Origin of the sequence: Bacillus sp. FDAARGOS_235, from assembly GCF_002073415.2 — a bacterium.
In the GTDB taxonomy this organism is placed as follows: domain Bacteria; phylum Bacillota; class Bacilli; order Bacillales; family Bacillaceae_G; genus Bacillus_A; species Bacillus_A toyonensis.
Window position 1 is genome coordinate 3,765,542 of record NZ_CP020437.2, and the last position, 17,954, is coordinate 3,783,495.

The window sequence follows — 17,954 nt, forward strand, 5'->3', positions numbered from 1 at the left end:
GAAATGCCTGAATTACCAGAGGTTGAAAATGTCAGACGGACACTCGAAAATCTTGTAACAGGAAAAACGATTGAAGATGTTATTGTTACGTATCCAAAAATAGTAAAACGACCAGATGATGCGGAAATCTTTAAAGAAATGCTCAGAGGCGAGAAAATTGAAACGATAAAGCGAAGAGGTAAGTTTTTGCTTTTATATGTAACGAATTATGTTATCGTTTCACATTTGCGTATGGAAGGAAAGTTTTTACTGCATCAAGAGGATGAGCCAATTGATAAGCATACGCACGTCCGTTTCTTATTTACAGATGGAACTGAATTACATTATAAAGATGTGAGAAAGTTTGGTACGATGCATCTCTTTAAAAAAGGTGAAGAGTTGAATCAAATGCCTCTTGCTGACTTAGGTCCAGAGCCATTTGATGCTGAATTGACACCACAGTATTTACAAGGAAAATTGCAAAAGACAAATCGTAAAATAAAAGTCGTATTATTAGATCAGCGTCTTTTAGTAGGGCTTGGAAATATATATGTAGATGAAGTTTTATTCCGTTCTCATATCCATCCAGAGCGAGAAGCTGCATCTTTAACGGAAGAAGAAATCGAAAGAATTTACGAAGCAATTGTTACAACGCTAGGCGAAGCAGTGAAGCGAGGCGGAAGCACAATTAGAACGTATATGAATTCGCAAGGGCAAATTGGTTCATTCCAAGAACTTTTAAATGTATATGGGAAAAAGGGAGAACCATGTGTAACTTGTGGCACGATATTAGAAAAAACAGTTGTTGGCGGAAGAGGGACGCATTATTGCCCAATTTGTCAGCCTAGAATATAGAAAAGAGATAACATCGGATAGGCATTTGTCATATACATACAGCAGAGCTATGTATAAGGGAGGAGCTTACCGATGTACCTTTATTTATCTCTTATTTTATTAGCTTTTACATTAAGCTTAGATAGCTGTAGTGTAGGGCTGACATATGGTTTGAGAAGCGTAAGAATTCCACTAAGATCAATTATAATTATCGGAATCTGTTCAGCGGCTGTTATGCTTGTTTCAATGGGAATTGGACATATGATTGCGAAAATATTTTCACCTGTTATCGCAACGCGTATCGGTGGGCTTGTTCTTATTGGAATAGGGATTTGGGTATTATATCAATTTTTTCGGAGTGATAAAAAGGAAGAACCGAAGCAAGAAGAGAAGGTTTGGAAACTAGAAATTGCTTCACTTGGGTTAGTAATTCAAATTTTACGGAAACCGACTGTTGCAGATTTTGATAAATCGGGAACTATTTCTGCAGGAGAAGCGCTACTTCTTGGTATCGCACTTTCCGTGGATTCGTTTGGTGCTGGAATTGGTGCATCTTTATTAGGTTATGCACCCGCTATGATGGCAATATTAGTTGCAGTTATGAGTTCTTTATTTTTGTTTATTGGAATGAAGCTGGGTACAGTTTTATCGAATATGAAATGGTTACAAAAATTTACATTCCTGCCTGGGGTATTACTCATTATTATTGGAATTTGGAAAATGTAAGTATGGGCGTGGAACATTAGTTTCGCGCCTTTTATTATGAGGAGGAGAAGTATTATGACAGTGGTAATTGGATTAACGGGAGGAATTGCAAGCGGAAAAAGTACGGTATCAGAAATGTTTCGTGGGCTAAGTATACCGGTTATTGACGCAGATGTTATTGCAAGAGAAGTTGTAGAACGAGGAAAACCAGCATATAACAAAATAGTAGAAGTATTTGGAACGGAAGTGTTACAAAAAGATGGAGAACTGGATCGGCCGAAATTAGGAAATGTTGTTTTCTATAATGAAGAAAAACGATTGCAGTTAAATAAAATTGTTCATCCTGCAGTACGTGAGGAAATGAATGCACAAAAGGAAATGTACATAAAAGAAAGTATGCAAGCGGTTGTGTTAGATATCCCTCTTTTGTTTGAAAGTAAATTAACAAGTCTCGTTGAACGCGTTTTAGTTGTAGCTGTCACGCCTGATACGCAATTAAAACGTTTAATGGAGCGAAATAATTTTTCGGAAGAAGAAGCAAAAGCACGTATACAATCGCAAATGCCGTTAGAAGAAAAAGTGAAGCATGCGGATGAAGTAATAAATAATGATGGCACAATTATGGGAACGAAAACACAATTACAGGGAATTTTAAAGAAATGGAACATTATTGACTAAAAAATTGTGAAATTAATGAAAATGCTTAGTGACATATCCCCTTTTTGTGTTATACTATTATTGGGATTGGAGATAAATAGTATAACGCATTCAAGGGGGATAACATATTATGACTCGTGTGGCAATTAATGGATTTGGACGTATTGGGAGAATGGTATTTCGTCAGGCAATAAAAGAAAGCGCATTCGAAATTGTAGCAATCAATGCAAGCTATCCATCTGAAACGTTAGCACATTTAATTAAATATGATACAGTTCACGGCAAGTTTGACGGAACAGTAGAAGCATTTGAAGATCACTTATTAGTTGATGGGAAAATGATTCGCCTTTTAAACAACCGCGATCCAAAGGAATTGCCTTGGACAGATCTAGGTGTTGAAGTTGTAATTGAAGCAACTGGTAAATTTAATTCAAAAGAAAAAGCAATTCTTCACGTTGAAGCTGGAGCGAAAAAAGTTATTTTAACGGCGCCTGGTAAAAATGAAGATGTAACAATTGTAGTTGGTGTGAACGAAGACCAATTAGATATTACAAAACATACCGTTATTTCAAATGCATCTTGTACAACAAACTGTTTAGCGCCTGTTGTGAAGGTGTTAGATGAGCAGTTTGGAATTGAAAACGGTTTAATGACGACTGTTCACGCTTATACAAATGACCAAAAAAATATTGATAATCCACATAAAGATTTAAGAAGAGCACGTGCTTGCGGACAATCAATCATTCCGACAACGACGGGTGCTGCGAAAGCGCTAGCAAAAGTTCTTCCGCATTTAAACGGAAAACTTCATGGTATGGCACTTCGTGTACCAACACCAAACGTGTCTCTTGTTGACTTAGTAGTAGATGTAAAACGTGATGTGACAGTTGAAGCTATTAACGATGCATTCAAAACTGTAGCAAACGGTGCGTTAAAAGGTATTGTAGAATTTAGCGAAGAGCCTTTAGTATCTATTGACTTTAATACAAATACACACTCAGCTATTATTGATGGCTTATCTACAATGGTAATGGGTGATCGTAAAGTAAAAGTACTTGCTTGGTATGATAACGAGTGGGGCTACTCTCGTCGTGTTGTAGATCTTGTAACGTTAGTGGTTGACGAATTAGCGAAACAAAAAAATGTGCAACATATTTAAGTGAATAAGGGAGAGGGCAAGTGAATATTGCCCTCTCTTTTTTTATTTTTTTCTGAAAAGGAAAAAAATTATATGAGTATATTTTGGAAAGTGGACATACCACGAAGCGTTGTTATTACTGTATTTGTGAATCATTTCTTTTTTTTAGGGAAAAGTAAAGAGGAAAATATGACAGAAAATCGAAAAAACTGTTGTTGCAAAATGAAAATAAACAAAGTATACTAACACTCGTAAACTTAAGAGCTGAGGTACGTAGTCACTACTTAAAGGGTTAGGACCTCTCTGGACTAACTTTCCCCCGTGGTAGTGGAGCAAGCCAAATTGCAAATTAGTTTTCAATTCGAACAGTTAGAATAAATTTACAAGGGGGAACTGTAGAATGGATACTATGGATACGATGGGTCGTCACGTGATCGCTGAACTTTGGGATTGCGATTTCGACAAGCTTAATGACATGCCGTATATTGAACAATTATTTGTGGATGCAGCACTAAGAGCTGGTGCTGAAGTGCGTGAGGTTGCTTTCCATAAATTTGCACCACAAGGTGTAAGTGGAGTAGTAATTATCTCGGAATCACATTTAACAATTCATAGCTTTCCGGAGCACGGTTACGCAAGTATTGATGTTTATACTTGTGGGGATCGTATTGATCCAAATGTTGCTGCAGAATATATTGCAGAAGGTTTAAACGCGAAAACGCGTGAGAGTATCGAGCTTCCTCGAGGCACTGGTAGCTTCGAAATTAAGCAGAGAGAAACAAAAGCTCTTTAAAAAAGAACATAATTGATTTAAAATGTAAAGAGGTGTATAATGCACCTCTTTTTTAGTTTATAAAAAAGGAAAAACATAACGTGTTCATTAGTTAGTTAAATGGAGCTCTCACACATAAGTTAGTGCTACATCTACCATCTTATTTTGTTGGGAAAATAGATGATGAAATCATGTATTTAAACTTAGAGTGGTAAGAGCATTAGAATGAGTTATATAATATTGTATATATATTTTTACGTGAATGAAGTAGAGAAAAATAAAAATCAAATTGTAAGGGAGTGAATGAATTGCGTTGTCCATCCTGTTCTCATAATGGCACAAGAGTGTTAGATTCGCGTCCGGTAGACGAAGGGCGCTCTATTCGAAGAAGGAGAGAGTGTGAAAGTTGTTTAAGTCGCTTTACGACATTTGAAAGAGTAGAAGAGTCACCTCTGATCGTTGTTAAAAAAGAAGGCACACGAGAAGAGTTTAATAAAGAAAAGATTTTACGCGGTTTAATTAAAGCATGTGAGAAAAGACCAGTATCTTTAAGACAATTAGAGGAAGTAACACAAAGTGTGGAACGTGAACTTCGTAATTTAGGTATATCAGAAGTGAAAAGTGATATGATTGGTGAAATTGTTATGGAAGAACTTCGTGATATCGATGATGTTGCTTACGTACGCTTTGCTTCTGTATATCGTCAATTTAAAGATTTAAATGTATTTATTGAAGAATTAAAAGATATACTGCAAAAAGAAAGAGAATAGAAGCTGTATTCAATTCTCTTTACATACTGTAAGTAATGAGGTAAGAGAGCTAGAAGCGTAAGCTAATAGCTCTTTTTCGCTAATAATCATTGGGGATTTTGTTCATCCCAAAATGATTATTAGCCTTCACCAATCGGGCATTTACGGGAAGGTATCTCCTGCCAAACTTCCGTGCATTCGCCGAATTTTGATGCGGGAGTCTTACTGCCCGCAAATAGCGAGATAAAATATATAATGAAGATAGAACGAATGAATTAGAGGATAGATTGGATGAGAGAAAGGAAAAGCAAGAATGCAAAAACAGTCATGGATGGAGCTATTGCCGATTGATCGTTATAAAGTAAGTACGAAAGGACTACTACATAATTACGACCGAAAAGTGTTAACGATGTTGTATCAGCCGTTAATAGGTAGTAGAGCTTTTAGCTTGTACATGACGCTATGGGGGGCATTAGAGCAAGATCGTGTATTTGGAAAAGAGAATACACATCATTCCCTTATGGTGACCATGCAAATGCAACTTCCCGAAATATATGAGGAACGAGTAAAGCTAGAGGCAATTGGGCTTTTAAAGGTATATATTAAGAAAGAAAAAGATATTCGAATGTTTATATACGAATTGCAACCACCTTTATCTCCAAAGCAGTTTTTTGATGATATTGTTTTAAGTATCTTTTTATACAATCGATTGAGTCGGACAAAATATAATCAAGTAAAACAATATTTCTTAGAAGAAGAATTTGATTTTGCTTCTTATGAAAATATTACACGTTCTTTTAATGAGGTGTTTGATTCGTTTAATCCAGGACAGCTTGAGCATGCGCAAGAAGAACTCCGTATTCCAAAAGCGACAATGATGCCAAATAATGAAAAGGGAGATGCTCCTAAAGTTTGGAACGATTTCTTTGATTTCTCCTTATTTGTAGACGGATTGTCCGCTCTTGTTCCTAAAAAGGCGATTACAGATCAAGTGCGAGAATGTGTCATTACACTTGCTTACGTGTATGGTGTGGATGTGTTATCGATGCAAAATATCGTTCTTGGTGCGGTGACAGAGATGCAAACAATTGATATGGAAAGGCTTAGAAAAGGAGCGCGCGATTGGTACCAATTCGAAAATGGTCAAGCGTTACCAATATTAAGTGAAAGAGTACAGCCACACGCTGCACGTACGATGAAAGAGAAAGAGCCTTCATCGCAAGAAGAGATGCTTATAAAACAATTAGAAGAAATCTCACCAAAACAACTATTGAAAGAGATTTCTGGTGGTGCAGAGGCGACGAAAGCGGACTTGCAAATTGTTGAGGATGTTATGATCAATCAAAAATTAACGCCAGGAGTTGTGAATGTACTTATTTATTACGTTATGCTACGCTCAGATATGAAACTTGCGAAAACGTATGTGGAGAAGATTGCTGGGCATTGGGCTCGTAAAAAGGTCGGTACAGTAGCTGAAGCAATGGCGCTAGCAAAAGAAGAAAACCGTCAATACCAAGAATGGGCTGAGACGAAGAAAAAAGGTCGTACAGCGAAGAAAACAGTACGAAAAGAAATGGTACCAGATTGGTTGAAAGAAGAGCCGAAAGAAAAAGAAACTGTGAAAAATGATGTAGGTGCGGAAAAAGATACAAGTACGTTAGAAGATGAACGAAAACGACTAGAAGAAGTGTTGAAAAAATATAAGCGTGATTAATAGAAGAGAATGAACGCTCTTTGAGGTGAGAAAATGGAGCATATTCAAAATTCATTTACAAAATTAATGGAAAATGAAAATTTTAAAAACAGATATGAAGTATTAAAGGCGGAAGTGATGGCACATCCGCGTGTGAAAGAATTTATAGACGAGCATAAAGGCGAAGTAACGACTTCTATGATTGAGCGCAGTCTTGTGAAGCTATATGAATATATTGGACAATGTGTAGGTTGTTCAGATTGTCCGGATCTAGGGACATGTAAAAATATGCTGCAAGGATATGAACCGAAGCTCGTTATCCAAGGTAAGATGATTGATATTCAATACGATCGTTGCATTAGAAAAGTAGCATATGATGAGAGAAAAAAATATGAAAAACTCGTTCAAAGTGTATATATGCCAACGGATATTTTACAGGCGACTATGGAAAATTTAGACCCTTCAGAGTTAAATGCACGTATTGATGCAATTGGTGCAGCGAATGAATTTTTAAGCACATATGAACCGGGTAAAAAAGTACAGGGGCTATATCTTTACGGTAAATTTGGTGTAGGGAAAACATATCTTTTAGGGGCGATTGCGAATGAGCTTGCTCGAAAGAAAATAAGTTCCATGCTCGTATACTTCCCAGAATTTTTACGTGAAATTAAAAGTTCGATTCAAGATAATTCAATTGGAGAAAAGATTGATGCGGTTAAACGGGTACAAGTTTTAATGTTAGATGATATCGGAGCGGAAGCGATGTCTAGTTTCGTACGTGACGATGTACTCGGTGCAATCTTACAATTCCGTATGCTAGAAAACTTACCAACGTTCTTTACGTCTAATTTTGATTTCAAACAGTTGGAACATCACTTAACGTATACACAGCGCGGTGAAGCAGAAGAAATGAAAGCGGCCCGTATTATGGAACGAATTAAATATTTAGCGAAACCAATTACAATCGGTGGGAAAAACCGCCGTCATAAGTAAAGAGCAAGCTGAGAAGCTTGTTCTTTTTTTGTTTTGAATGCTTTTCAGCGTAGTCGAATTGTAAAACGAACAGTTCTTATGGAAAATTCATAGTAGCTTGTATCATTTTTTTCTCCCTCCCTTAATATATATAAAATTAGCAAGCCATATCGAGTGGATTTTCTAACGAAAGGAAATGCAATTCTACTAAGAGTGAACTTCCACGGGCCAAACTCTTATAGGATTTGTAACGTATAGATACAATCCTTTAGAGCGGGGATAAAAGGGGGGACAAAAGTGATTGAAATTTGCTTCGAAGAAAAAAATGATGCTATGCACGTATATAAACAACTACTGAAAAGGGCGGAAGTGTTATATAAAGAAACGAGTGTATATTTACAGGAACAAAAAGTTGTAATTCACATACCAGTATGTGAATCACACTATATTGAAAAGATTTTATTGCCAGTCATGGTATATTTCATTGTGAATGTGAAACAAAATGAGTGGATTTATACAATTTTAAAAGAAAAGTTTTTTTATGAAGAACAAGAAGAGTGTCATCAAATATTGCATATAGCACAAGAAGTTTTAAAGGGAAGAAGAAAAGGGGTTGCTCGTGAGTTAACACGTTACACATTTGAATCGTATATTAAGTCTTCTTTAAATAATTGGCTTTGTGATCCGCTCTCATTCTCGTTTTCATCATATGTTCGTTTTCGTCTTCGTACATATAGGGAAATGGTAGCTAAGCTTACTGAAGTGGCAATTGATGAGTATAAGATGGAACAAGAATATCAAATGTTCATTGAGACGCTCCGGCAACAAGTTAGTAATCGAAAGTCACGTTTGTCCTGTATGCATCTTATTTTTGATGAAAGTTTTATTTTCTATGATGATAAAGGTAGACGTTTAAAACAGGAGAAATTGGTCCAATATATAGATGAAGATTTGCTAAAGCAAAAAGATGTATATATTGATACAAAAGTAATTGCACCACTTCTTTCTATTTCACCGAAAAAAATCTATTTGTATACGAAAGAACAAGACCATAATATGATTATTACTTTGCGAAACGTATTTCAAGAACGGATACAAATACACGGATTACATGAGTTTGAACGCAATGTGAAAAATTTAAAAAATAAAGGTAACGCCCTTGATTTTCTAAGTTTTTGAGCATATAATTACCTACATAAATGAAATATATTGAAATGTCATGATGAGGACATGAGTAGTTTTCTACGATTTTCAGAGAGGGAAGCCTTAGGGTGTGAGCTTCCTAGTACGGGATTATTACTTACCACCTCTAAACTTTAGCAGTGAACGATTTTTTTAGTAATTGCTAACGGACAACACCGTTATGTTGAACTTGAGCAATTAACAATCATGTTAATTGGAACAAGGGTGGAACCACGAATTCAACACTCGTCCCTTTTTACGGGATGAGTGTTTTTTATTTTGAGAAAAAGAGGAGTGACCAGTGATGGCAGATGTAGTTAAAATTACTTTCCCTGATGGAGCTGTGAAGGAGTTTCCAAAAGGCGTAACAACTGAAGAAATCGCAGCTTCTATTAGCCCAGGCTTAAAGAAAAAAGCTGTGGCTGGAAAATTAAACGATGAGATGATTGATCTTGTTACACCAATCGAAGAAGATGGTGCAGTTTCTATTATTACATTAGATTCTGAAGATGGCTTATACATTTTACGCCATTCAACAGCCCACCTTTTAGCACAAGCGTTAAAACGTTTATATAAAGATGTTAAGCTTGAGCTTGGCATTGGCCCAGTAATCGAAAATGGCTTCTACTACGATATTGATATGGAAGAAGCAATTACAGTTGAAGACTTCAAGAAAATCGAAAAAGAAATGCAAAAAATCGTGAACGAGAACTTAGAAATCGTTCGTCATGAAGTACCACGTGCAGAAGCACTTCGTCGCTTTGAAGAAATCGGCGATGAGTTAAAATTAGATTTAATTAACGATCTTCCAGAAGATGCAGTTATTTCAATCTATGAGCAAGGCGAATTCTTCGACCTTTGCCGCGGTGTTCACCTTCCATCTACAGGGAAAATTAAAGTGTTTAAATTATTAAGCGTTGCAGGTGCTTACTGGCGCGGCGATAGCAATAATAAAATGCTACAACGTATTTACGGTACTGCATTTGTTAAGAAAGCAGAATTAGATGAGCATTTACGTATGCTTGAAGAAGCGAAAGAGCGCGATCACCGTAAATTAGGTAAAGAATTAAAACTATTTACTAATAGCCAAAAAGTAGGACAAGGTTTACCACTTTGGTTACCAAAAGGTGCAACGATCCGTCGTATTATCGAGCGTTACATCGTTGATAAAGAAGCAAGCTTAGGCTATGATCACGTATACACTCCAGTACTAGGAAGCAGAGAGCTATATGAAACTTCTGGTCACTGGAATCACTACCGTGATGGTATGTTCCCATCAATGGAAATGGATAATGAAGAGTTAGTTCTTCGTCCAATGAACTGCCCTCACCACATGATGGTTTATAAAAACGATATTCACAGCTACCGTGAATTACCAATCCGTATTGCGGAACTTGGAACAATGCACCGCTATGAAATGTCAGGTGCGTTATCTGGATTACAACGTGTACGCGGAATGACTTTAAACGATGCGCACATTTTCGTACGCCCAGATCAAATTAAAGAAGAGTTAAAACGTGTTGTAAACTTAACTCTAGAAGTGTACAAAGATTTTGGTTTAGAGAACTATTCATTCCGTCTATCTTATCGTGACCCAGCAGATACTAAAAAGTACTATGCTGATGATGAGATGTGGGAAAAAGCACAAGGTATGTTAAAAGAAGCTATGGATGAAATGGGTCTTGATTACTACGAAGCTGAAGGTGAAGCGGCGTTCTACGGTCCAAAACTTGACGTTCAAGTTCGTACTGCTCTTGGAAAAGACGAAACACTTTCAACTGTACAATTAGACTTCTTACTTCCAGAACGCTTTGAATTAGCTTACGTTGGTGAAGATGGAAAACAACATCGTCCAGTTGTAATTCACCGTGGTGTTGTATCAACTATGGAACGTTTCGTAGCATTCTTAATTGAAGAATACAAAGGTGCATTCCCAACTTGGTTAGCTCCAGTTCAAGCGCAAGTAATTCCAGTTTCTCCGCAAGTGCATTTAGACTATGCGAAGAAAGTACAAGATGAATTGCGCCGTGCTGGTATTCGTGTTGAATTAGATACTCGCGAAGAGAAAATTGGTTACAAAATCCGTGAAGCACAAATGCAAAAAATTCCGTACATGCTTGTAGTAGGTGACAATGAAGTAACTGAAAATGGCGTAAACGTACGTAAATATGGTGAACAAAAATCAGAAACAATCGCATTAGATGCTTTTGTTGATATGATTAAAGTAGAAGGAAAAAGATAAGAAAGAGCCGCGGTATACCGCGGCTTTTCTTTTTAATATAAAAGAGAAAAACTAGAAAAAATAACCATGTAACTCTTATCATAAAAAAGTATTGCATGTATGCTAGTTGTTTGTTACAATATTTCTTGTTGTTAGTAAAACACATCGCGTCTTCTTGACAGACGTCATGTCCTATGATAAACTCATCAAGGATAATAGAATATTGTTTTGTGGAACAAGTAGAAGCACCCGCTTCTCACCTGATGGACGCATTCGCAGTTAGCAGGTAAATGTATTTCTTACTTAAGATTTTACAAGTGTGGGTGTCGTATGCCCGCACTTTTTTTGTCGGGTTCTATGACTACAAAATATGTTCTGAGAAAACCTTGGAGGTGGCTTACTATTAGCAAGGATATGATGATTAACGAGCAAATTCGTGCACGTGAAGTACGTTTAGTTGGCGCAAATGGCGATCAACTTGGAATCAAGTCTCGTAATGACGCTTTAGACTTAGCTGCAAATCTTAATCTTGATTTAGTATTAGTTGCTCCAAATGCGAAACCGCCAGTATGCCGCATTATGGACTACGGTAAATTCCGCTTTGAGCAACAGAAGAAAGAAAAAGAACAGCGCAAAAATCAAAAAGTAATTAGCATGAAAGAAGTTCGTTTAAGTCCAACAATTGATGAACACGACTTTAACACAAAACTTCGTAATGCTATCAAGTTTTTAGAGAAAGGCGACAAGGTTAAAGCGTCAATTCGCTTTAAAGGACGTGCCATTACTCATAAAGAAATCGGTCAACGTGTTTTAGATCGCTTCTCAGAAGCTTGTGCTGAAGTTAGTACAATTGAATCTAAGCCTAAAATGGAAGGACGTAGTATGTTCTTAGTTTTAGCACCGAAAAACGATAAGTAATAGATAGAGGAGGAAATACCTATGCCTAAACAAAAAACTCATCGCGGCGCTGCAAAGCGTTTCAAAAAGACTGGATCAGGTAAACTGAAACGTTCTCACGCTTACACAAGCCATTTATTCGCTAACAAATCTACAAAAGCTAAACGTAAACTACGTAAAGCTGGTGTAGTAAGCGCTGGTGACTTCAAACGCATTCGTCAAATGCTTGACAACTTAAAATAAGTTCGGCTGATATATAGAACAATTAGGAGGTAATATTATGCCAAGAGTAAAAGGTGGTACAGTTACTCGTCAACGTCGTAAAAAAGTTATAAAATTAGCAAAAGGTTACTACGGTTCTAAAAATACATTATTCAAGGTTGCTAACCAACAGGTTATGAAATCTCTAATGTATGCATTCCGTGACCGTCGTCAAAAGAAACGTGACTTCCGTAAATTATGGATCACACGTATCAACGCAGCAGCTCGTATGAATGGTCTTTCTTACAGCCGCTTAATGCACGGTTTAAAAAATGCTGGCATCGAAGTTAACCGCAAGATGCTTGCTGACTTAGCTGTTCATGACGAAAAAGCTTTCGCTGAATTAGCAACAGTTGCAAAAAACAACATTAACTAATTAATTAGTTGAAACCTTAGAAGAATTTTCTTCTAAGGTTTTTTGTTTGTTTTCAAAGAGAAGTTTGAAGTGAATGAAGCTCTAAAGATTTATGGACGCATCGTTATCGATATGACAAAATCAACATAAAAACTATAGCGATATAGAAGAATATGCATATGAAGTCAGGAGAATTCTCCTGGCTTTTTTCAATTATGCTCGTTTGGAAAGAAGAGTATCTTTCCTAGCCGAAACGACACTGCTATAATGGAAAGATGATATGGAACTTTCATCAGATGAACAATATACGAGCGATGACTGAAACGTATTTGTAAATTAAGGACAAGCTATTTTATAAAGAGGTAGATAGCTGACTTATTCATAAGAACTGAAACATAATAATGAACTTTGAGATGAAACAACATTGTTGCATAAAATGCGATGTTGGAGGAGGACAATAGAATGGACTTACTACAACTATTTAAATTACAAAAAGAATTAGATGACCGTATTGCAAAAGAACATGACTTACAACCGAAAAAGTTGTTAAAAGAAAAAATGCTAGCTCTTCTTGTAGAAATTGGAGAACTTGCAAATGAAACACGCTGTTTTAAATATTGGAGCAATAAACCAGCATCAGAACGTGAAGTAATATTAGAAGAATACGTAGATGGTTTGCATTTTATTTTATCAATCGGAATCGATTTAGGTATTGATAAAAACTTCTTATTCTATAAATGTGCACAAACGAATAAAACACAAGTGGAAATTTTCTTAGACACATATGCGAAAGTAATTCGTTTTACAGATCAACCATCTATCACGAACTATATTGAATTATTTACAAGCTATCTTCGACTTGGACAAGCACTTGAATTTGAACAAGAAGAAATTGAAAAAGCGTATTTAGATAAAAATGAAGTAAATCATCAGCGTCAAACACAAGGATACTAATTTAATTTTTGAATATTTCAATTTCCTTTTGTATAATAAGGTGACTGAAGAAAAAGGAGGGTGTTGGCAATGACAAAATTAGACGCGACATTGACAATGCTAAAAGAGTTAACAGATGCACGTGGTATTGCTGGTAACGAGCGTGAACCACGTGAAGTAATGAAGAAATATATTGAGCCGTTTGCGGACGAACTTTCTACTGATAATTTAGGAAGTTTAGTTGCGAAAAAAGTTGGGGAAGAAAACGGCCCGAAAATTATGGTTGCAGGTCATTTAGATGAAGTTGGCTTTATGATTACGCAAATTGATGACAAAGGCTTCCTTCGTTTTCAAACAGTTGGTGGCTGGTGGTCACAAGTTATGCTTGCACAGCGCGTGACAATTGTAACGCGTAAAGGAGATGTAACAGGTGTAATTGGTTCAAAACCACCACACATTTTACCTCCAGAAGCTCGTAAAAAGCCAGTTGATATTAAAGACATGTTTATCGATATTGGTGCTTCTAGCCAAGAAGAGGCAATGGAGTGGGGCGTACGACCAGGAGATCAAGTTGTACCTTACTTTGAATTCCAAGTGATGAAGAATGAAAAAATGTTACTTGCAAAAGCATGGGATAACCGAATCGGCTGTGCGATTGCAATTGACGTATTAAAACAATTAAAAGATGAAAAACATCCAAACGTTGTATACGGCGTTGGAACTGTACAAGAAGAGGTTGGTCTTCGTGGTGCAAAAACATCTGCGAATTATATCAAACCAGATATCGCGTTCGCAGTAGATGTTGGTATCGCTGGAGATACACCGGGTGTAACGTCAAAAGAGGCGCAAAGTAAAATGGGCGATGGACCGCAGATTATTTTATATGATGCTTCTGTTATTGGACATACAGGTTTACGTGATTTCGTAGTTGATGTTGCTGACGAACTACAAATTCCATACCAATATGATTCAGTAGCTGGCGGGGGAACAGATGCAGGTGCGATTCACATTTCTGTAAATGGTATTCCGTCTATGGCAATTACGATTGCGACACGCTACATCCATTCGCATGCGGCAATGTTACACCGTGATGATTATGAAAATGCAGTGAAGTTAATTGTAGAAGTTATTAAACGTCTTGATAAAGAGGCTGTACATAACATTACATTTAATTAATAGAAAAAAGCGAAGGAGAATCTCCTTCGCTTTTTTATGTGTTAAAAAGGTCTTTCTAATCCTGCGGCAGTATGGGCCCCTAAAATAATTAAACGAGTTAATTGCATGGCCATAAAATGCGGGGTATATATCATCCCCCTTTTTAACCATGACATAATCATCCCGATGTGAGCCCCTGTCACATAACTAATTAGAATATCACGAGGAACCATAAGATCTTTATCATCTGGTTGTGAAATTGATAAGCTTAATGTTAAATGCGTTTGTATTGTTTTCATCATTTTATAAGAGTAGTTTCCTGCAGCTTTATCCCCGAGCATAACATTATAGAAGTTCACGTTTTCTGCGATGTGTTCGAACAGAGCCAAAAATGTTGGATGTGGTGAATCGAATGTAAGTTGAAAATCCTCTTTATTTTTATTTTTCGGTTTGATTACTTCTGCTAGCTTCTCTAACATTTCTTCAATGCTTTTGTCTAATAAGTCGTATTTATCATGGTAATGGCTATAAAATGTAGCGCGATTTACAGGAGCGCGTTCTGCGATATGTTGAACAGTTACATTTTCAAACCCTTTTTCGCCTACTAAAGCGACAAAAGCATCCTGTATGAGTTGTCTCGTCCGCTTTACACGTGGATCATTTGTATTTTTAATAGACATTTTACTTCTCCTCGTTTCATTTTATACACTTAAACAACAAATCGTTATTATATTGTTGTTTAAGCGACATTTCATACTTAAATTGTCGGTTGTAGATTCGAAATAATTATTTATAATTATAAACGATAGTCCTTTAGAAATCAGCACCACTCGCAGGTAGACGAAATCCGGTTTATGCTGCTGAAGGTGTGCTTTTTTTGTTTAAAGGTTAATATAATTAACAATTAAACAGTATAAACAATAAGGATGTAAATAGTTTAGAAAAAAATTATATGCGATATAAGGAGAGGAATGCAATGAATCAGTTTCGAAGAATGGTGATTATCAACATTATCACATTAATTGTACTAGTTGGCGGCGGCATTGGCGGTTATTACTATTACAATCAAGCGGAAAACTATTTAAAAACAGAAAATGCGAAAATTGATGGAAAGGTAATTCCAATTGCTTCACCAGCAGCAGGTAAATTGACTGACTGGAAAGCTGAAGTAGGAAAAAACTACAATGAGAACGATAAATTAGGTGCTGTCACTGTAGCTGGAGCAAATGGGGAGCAAACAGTAGACGTAACAATTCCGCAAAACGCGACAGTTGTACAATCAAACGCAACGACAAATGCTTTCGTTGGAGCTGGTAGTCCAATTGCTTATGCATTTGATATGAACAATTTATGGGTAACAGCAAATATTGAAGAAACAGATGTTGACGATGTGCAAAAAGGTCAAGATGTAGACGTGTATGTAGATGCATACCCAGACACGACGTTATCAGGAAAAGTAGAGCAAGTTGGATTAACAACAGCGAATACATTCTCTATGTTACCATCAAGCAACGCAACAGCGAACTATACGAAAGTAACACAAGTGGTACCAGTTAAAATTTCTTTAGATCATAGTAAATCAGTAAATATTGTTCCTGGCATGAATGTGACAGTTCGTATTCATAAGTAAGGGGGAGATGAGATGTCCTCAATTGCAATTGCAGGATATGCACTATTTTGTATAATCGTCTTCTTCCTTGTAAATCGTCTTTTACGAAAGAAAAAAACGAACGTGGGAGAAGAACAAGTCCCAGCCGTAAGTAAAATAGAAGTAAGTAAGGTAGAAACAGAAGAAAAAGAAATTGAACGAAAGCAAGAAACAGAAATTTCTAATGTAGTTGAGTTAGAAACAGGTAAGCAAGAAGAAGTAAAACAAGAAAAAGAAATGCCGAAAAAACAAACGTCTATGCCTATAGAGAATGTGAACGTAAAAGCAGTTGTAACAGTATTAATTCTCGGGATGTTCGTTTCTATTTTAAACCAAACGATCATTAACGTTGCATTGCCTCCGTTAATGAATGAATTTAATGTATCAACTTCAACAGCACAATGGTTAATTACAGGCTTCATGCTCGTAAATGGTATTTTAGTACCGATTAGTGCCTTTTTAGTTTCACGATTTACGTATCGTAAATTGTTCGTAGCGGCAATGTTATTCTTCACGGTAGGATCTATCATTTGTGCTACTTCAGGAAACTTTACAATGATGATGACGGGCCGAGTGATTCAAGCGGTTGGAGCGGGTATTTTAATGCCGGTTGGTATGAATATTTTCATGACATTATTCCCGCCTCATAAGCGAGGAGCAGCTATGGGATTACTAGGGGTAGCGATGATTTTAGCACCAGCTATCGGACCAACTGTAACAGGATGGGTAATTGAAAACTATAGCTGGAACTTAATGTTCTACGGAATGTTTGTGATTGGTTTAATTATTACTTTCCTATCTTTAAAATTCTTTACACTAGCTCAGCCGGTATCTAACACAAAGCTAGATGTATTCGGTGTTATTAGTTCAAGTATTGGACTAGGTAGCTTATTGTATGGATTTAGTGAAGCGGGAAATAATAGCTGGACTAGTGCAGAGGTTGTGATATCACTTATCATTGGTGTAGTAGGTATTGCAGTATTTATTTGGAGAGAGCTAACAACGGACAATAAAATGCTTGATTTACAAGTGTTTAAATATCCAGTATTTACTTTTACTTTAGTAATTAACGCAATCGTAACGATGGCATTATTCGGAGGTATGTTATTACTTCCAGTATATCTACAAAATATTCGTGGCTTTACGCCAATTGAATCTGGTTTACTACTTCTTCCAGGATCATTAATTATGGGGATCATGGGACCAGTAGCAGGTAAATTATTCGATAAATATGGCATTCGTCCATTAGCGATAATTGGATTGGCAATTACAACTTATGCGACATATGAATTTACAAAATTATCGATGGATACACCGTATAGCGTTATTATGACGGATTATATTATACGTTCAATTGGTATGTCATTCATTATGATGCCAATTATGACAGCTGGTATGAACGCGCTGCCGATGAAATTAATTTCTCACGGTACAGCAACGCAAAATACGTCAAGACAAGTAGCTGGTTCAATTGGAACAGCGATCTTAATCACACTTATGACGCAACAAACGACTGCTCACGTAGCGGATTATGGCAACATGTTAACAACGTCAAATCCAATTTTAGTTGATAAAGTACATGGTATGGGCCAAAGCTTAGCGGCTTTAGCTGGATCAGCTCAAGCGGGAGATGCGATGAGCACGCAACTATTATTCGGACAAATCTCAAAGCTATCTGCAATTAACGGTATTAACGATGCCTTCTTAATTGCAACAATACTCGCAGGTATTGCTTGGGTGTTATCGTTCTTCTTGCCATCAGGCAATAAACCAAATAGAAAAGCAGGGAATTAATTTCCCTGC

Annotated in this window: 18 protein-coding genes and 2 other annotated features; of the genes, 17 read left to right on the forward strand and 1 reads right to left on the reverse strand. The window is 36.7% G+C overall.

From position 1 onward, the window contains the following. The first annotated feature begins 3 nt into the window (after positions 1-3). The 15 genes from mutM (at position 4) to A6J74_RS21660 (ending at position 14,524) form a co-directional block, all read left to right on the forward strand. Positions 4-834 carry a DNA-formamidopyrimidine glycosylase gene (mutM, locus tag A6J74_RS21580; RefSeq protein ID WP_001114490.1) on the forward strand — a complete coding sequence of 277 codons (831 nt, stop codon included), beginning with the start codon at positions 4-6 and terminating at the stop codon, positions 832-834. 72 nt (positions 835-906) lie between these two features. Beyond that, a complete protein-coding gene (ytaF, locus tag A6J74_RS21585) occupies positions 907-1,539 on the forward strand; it encodes a sporulation membrane protein YtaF (protein ID WP_000281731.1) in 633 nt (210 codons plus the stop codon). A gap of 54 nt (positions 1,540-1,593) precedes the next feature. Then, entirely contained in the window at positions 1,594-2,196 is a 603-nt protein-coding gene (gene coaE, locus A6J74_RS21590) for a dephospho-CoA kinase (RefSeq protein WP_000219292.1), read from the forward strand. 109 nt (positions 2,197-2,305) lie between these two features. Beyond that, positions 2,306-3,334: a glyceraldehyde-3-phosphate dehydrogenase gene (locus tag A6J74_RS21595; protein WP_000198973.1), complete on the forward strand. Its 1,029-nt coding sequence runs from the start codon at positions 2,306-2,308 to the stop codon at positions 3,332-3,334. A 388-nt stretch (positions 3,335-3,722) separates the two neighbouring features. Then, complete coding sequence (gene speD, locus A6J74_RS21605; protein WP_002003660.1) at positions 3,723-4,106, forward strand: adenosylmethionine decarboxylase; 384 nt, start codon at positions 3,723-3,725, stop codon at positions 4,104-4,106. Positions 4,107-4,393: 287 nt separating this feature from the next. Then, on the forward strand, positions 4,394-4,855 hold the full coding sequence (gene nrdR / locus A6J74_RS21610; RefSeq protein WP_001203687.1) for a transcriptional regulator NrdR: 462 nt from the start codon (positions 4,394-4,396) through the stop codon (positions 4,853-4,855). Positions 4,856-5,147: 292 nt separating this feature from the next. Continuing rightward, positions 5,148-6,548: a replication initiation and membrane attachment family protein gene (locus A6J74_RS21620; protein WP_001171837.1), complete on the forward strand. Its 1,401-nt coding sequence runs from the start codon at positions 5,148-5,150 to the stop codon at positions 6,546-6,548. Positions 6,549-6,581: 33 nt separating this feature from the next. Beyond that, positions 6,582-7,520: a primosomal protein DnaI gene (gene dnaI / locus A6J74_RS21625; RefSeq protein ID WP_000400118.1), complete on the forward strand. Its 939-nt coding sequence runs from the start codon at positions 6,582-6,584 to the stop codon at positions 7,518-7,520. A 276-nt stretch (positions 7,521-7,796) separates the two neighbouring features. Further along, positions 7,797-8,678 (forward strand): putative sporulation protein YtxC, encoded by an 882-nt coding sequence (gene ytxC, locus A6J74_RS21630; protein WP_000569605.1) that lies wholly within the window; start codon positions 7,797-7,799, stop codon positions 8,676-8,678. 31 nt (positions 8,679-8,709) lie between these two features. Further along, positions 8,710-8,938 (forward strand) — a binding site (T-box leader). Between the two features lie 47 nt (positions 8,939-8,985). Next, on the forward strand, positions 8,986-10,923 hold the full coding sequence (gene thrS, locus A6J74_RS21635; RefSeq protein ID WP_000786076.1) for a threonine--tRNA ligase: 1,938 nt from the start codon (positions 8,986-8,988) through the stop codon (positions 10,921-10,923). A gap of 210 nt (positions 10,924-11,133) precedes the next feature. Next, positions 11,134-11,254 (forward strand) — a sequence feature (ribosomal protein L20 leader region). A 62-nt stretch (positions 11,255-11,316) separates the two neighbouring features. Next, positions 11,317-11,820 (forward strand): translation initiation factor IF-3, encoded by a 504-nt coding sequence (gene infC, locus A6J74_RS21640; RefSeq protein ID WP_000973214.1) that lies wholly within the window; start codon positions 11,317-11,319, stop codon positions 11,818-11,820. Between the two features lie 21 nt (positions 11,821-11,841). Beyond that, a complete protein-coding gene (rpmI, locus tag A6J74_RS21645) occupies positions 11,842-12,042 on the forward strand; it encodes a 50S ribosomal protein L35 (protein WP_001125945.1) in 201 nt (66 codons plus the stop codon). A 37-nt stretch (positions 12,043-12,079) separates the two neighbouring features. Further along, positions 12,080-12,436 (forward strand): 50S ribosomal protein L20, encoded by a 357-nt coding sequence (rplT, locus tag A6J74_RS21650; protein WP_001138362.1) that lies wholly within the window; start codon positions 12,080-12,082, stop codon positions 12,434-12,436. Between the two features lie 441 nt (positions 12,437-12,877). After that, a complete protein-coding gene (locus A6J74_RS21655) occupies positions 12,878-13,369 on the forward strand; it encodes a dUTP diphosphatase (RefSeq protein WP_000365050.1) in 492 nt (163 codons plus the stop codon). A gap of 69 nt (positions 13,370-13,438) precedes the next feature. Beyond that, entirely contained in the window at positions 13,439-14,524 is a 1,086-nt protein-coding gene (locus A6J74_RS21660; protein ID WP_000163548.1) for a M42 family metallopeptidase, read from the forward strand. A gap of 41 nt (positions 14,525-14,565) precedes the next feature. Here the strand turns inward: A6J74_RS21660 and A6J74_RS21665 are convergent, their stop codons facing one another. Beyond that, the gene (locus A6J74_RS21665; RefSeq protein ID WP_000023657.1) at positions 14,566-15,183 is read right to left on the reverse strand and encodes a TetR/AcrR family transcriptional regulator; all 618 of its coding nucleotides are present in this window, start codon (positions 15,181-15,183) and stop codon (positions 14,566-14,568) included. Positions 15,184-15,479: 296 nt separating this feature from the next. Here A6J74_RS21665 and A6J74_RS21670 point away from each other — a divergent pair, with 296 nt between their 5' ends. Then, the gene (locus A6J74_RS21670) at positions 15,480-16,133 is read left to right on the forward strand and encodes an HlyD family secretion protein (RefSeq protein ID WP_001071409.1); all 654 of its coding nucleotides are present in this window, start codon (positions 15,480-15,482) and stop codon (positions 16,131-16,133) included. Positions 16,134-16,145: 12 nt separating this feature from the next. Continuing rightward, the gene (locus A6J74_RS21675; protein ID WP_000094770.1) at positions 16,146-17,945 is read left to right on the forward strand and encodes a DHA2 family efflux MFS transporter permease subunit; all 1,800 of its coding nucleotides are present in this window, start codon (positions 16,146-16,148) and stop codon (positions 17,943-17,945) included. Positions 17,946-17,954: the final 9 nt, after the last annotated feature.

Bases quoted from the DNA above. Each gene is read 5' to 3' on its own strand.
- mutM (WP_001114490.1), top strand. From the start codon at position 4: ATGCCTGAATTACCAGAGGTTGAAAATGTCAGACGGACACTCGAAAAT.
- ytaF (WP_000281731.1), top strand. From the start codon at position 907: ATGTACCTTTATTTATCTCTTATTTTATTAGCTTTTACATTAAGCTTA.
- coaE (WP_000219292.1), top strand. From the start codon at position 1,594: ATGACAGTGGTAATTGGATTAACGGGAGGAATTGCAAGCGGAAAAAGT.
- A6J74_RS21595 (WP_000198973.1), top strand. From the start codon at position 2,306: ATGACTCGTGTGGCAATTAATGGATTTGGACGTATTGGGAGAATGGTA.
- speD (WP_002003660.1), top strand. From the start codon at position 3,723: ATGGATACGATGGGTCGTCACGTGATCGCTGAACTTTGGGATTGCGAT.
- A6J74_RS21620 (WP_001171837.1), top strand. From the start codon at position 5,148: ATGCAAAAACAGTCATGGATGGAGCTATTGCCGATTGATCGTTATAAA.
- dnaI (WP_000400118.1), top strand. From the start codon at position 6,582: ATGGAGCATATTCAAAATTCATTTACAAAATTAATGGAAAATGAAAAT.
- thrS (WP_000786076.1), top strand. From the start codon at position 8,986: ATGGCAGATGTAGTTAAAATTACTTTCCCTGATGGAGCTGTGAAGGAG.
- infC (WP_000973214.1), top strand. From the start codon at position 11,317: ATGATGATTAACGAGCAAATTCGTGCACGTGAAGTACGTTTAGTTGGC.
- rpmI (WP_001125945.1), top strand. From the start codon at position 11,842: ATGCCTAAACAAAAAACTCATCGCGGCGCTGCAAAGCGTTTCAAAAAG.
- rplT (WP_001138362.1), top strand. From the start codon at position 12,080: ATGCCAAGAGTAAAAGGTGGTACAGTTACTCGTCAACGTCGTAAAAAA.
- A6J74_RS21655 (WP_000365050.1), top strand. From the start codon at position 12,878: ATGGACTTACTACAACTATTTAAATTACAAAAAGAATTAGATGACCGT.
- A6J74_RS21660 (WP_000163548.1), top strand. From the start codon at position 13,439: ATGACAAAATTAGACGCGACATTGACAATGCTAAAAGAGTTAACAGAT.
- A6J74_RS21665 (WP_000023657.1), bottom strand. From the start codon at position 15,183: ATGTCTATTAAAAATACAAATGATCCACGTGTAAAGCGGACGAGACAA.
- A6J74_RS21670 (WP_001071409.1), top strand. From the start codon at position 15,480: ATGAATCAGTTTCGAAGAATGGTGATTATCAACATTATCACATTAATT.
- A6J74_RS21675 (WP_000094770.1), top strand. From the start codon at position 16,146: ATGTCCTCAATTGCAATTGCAGGATATGCACTATTTTGTATAATCGTC.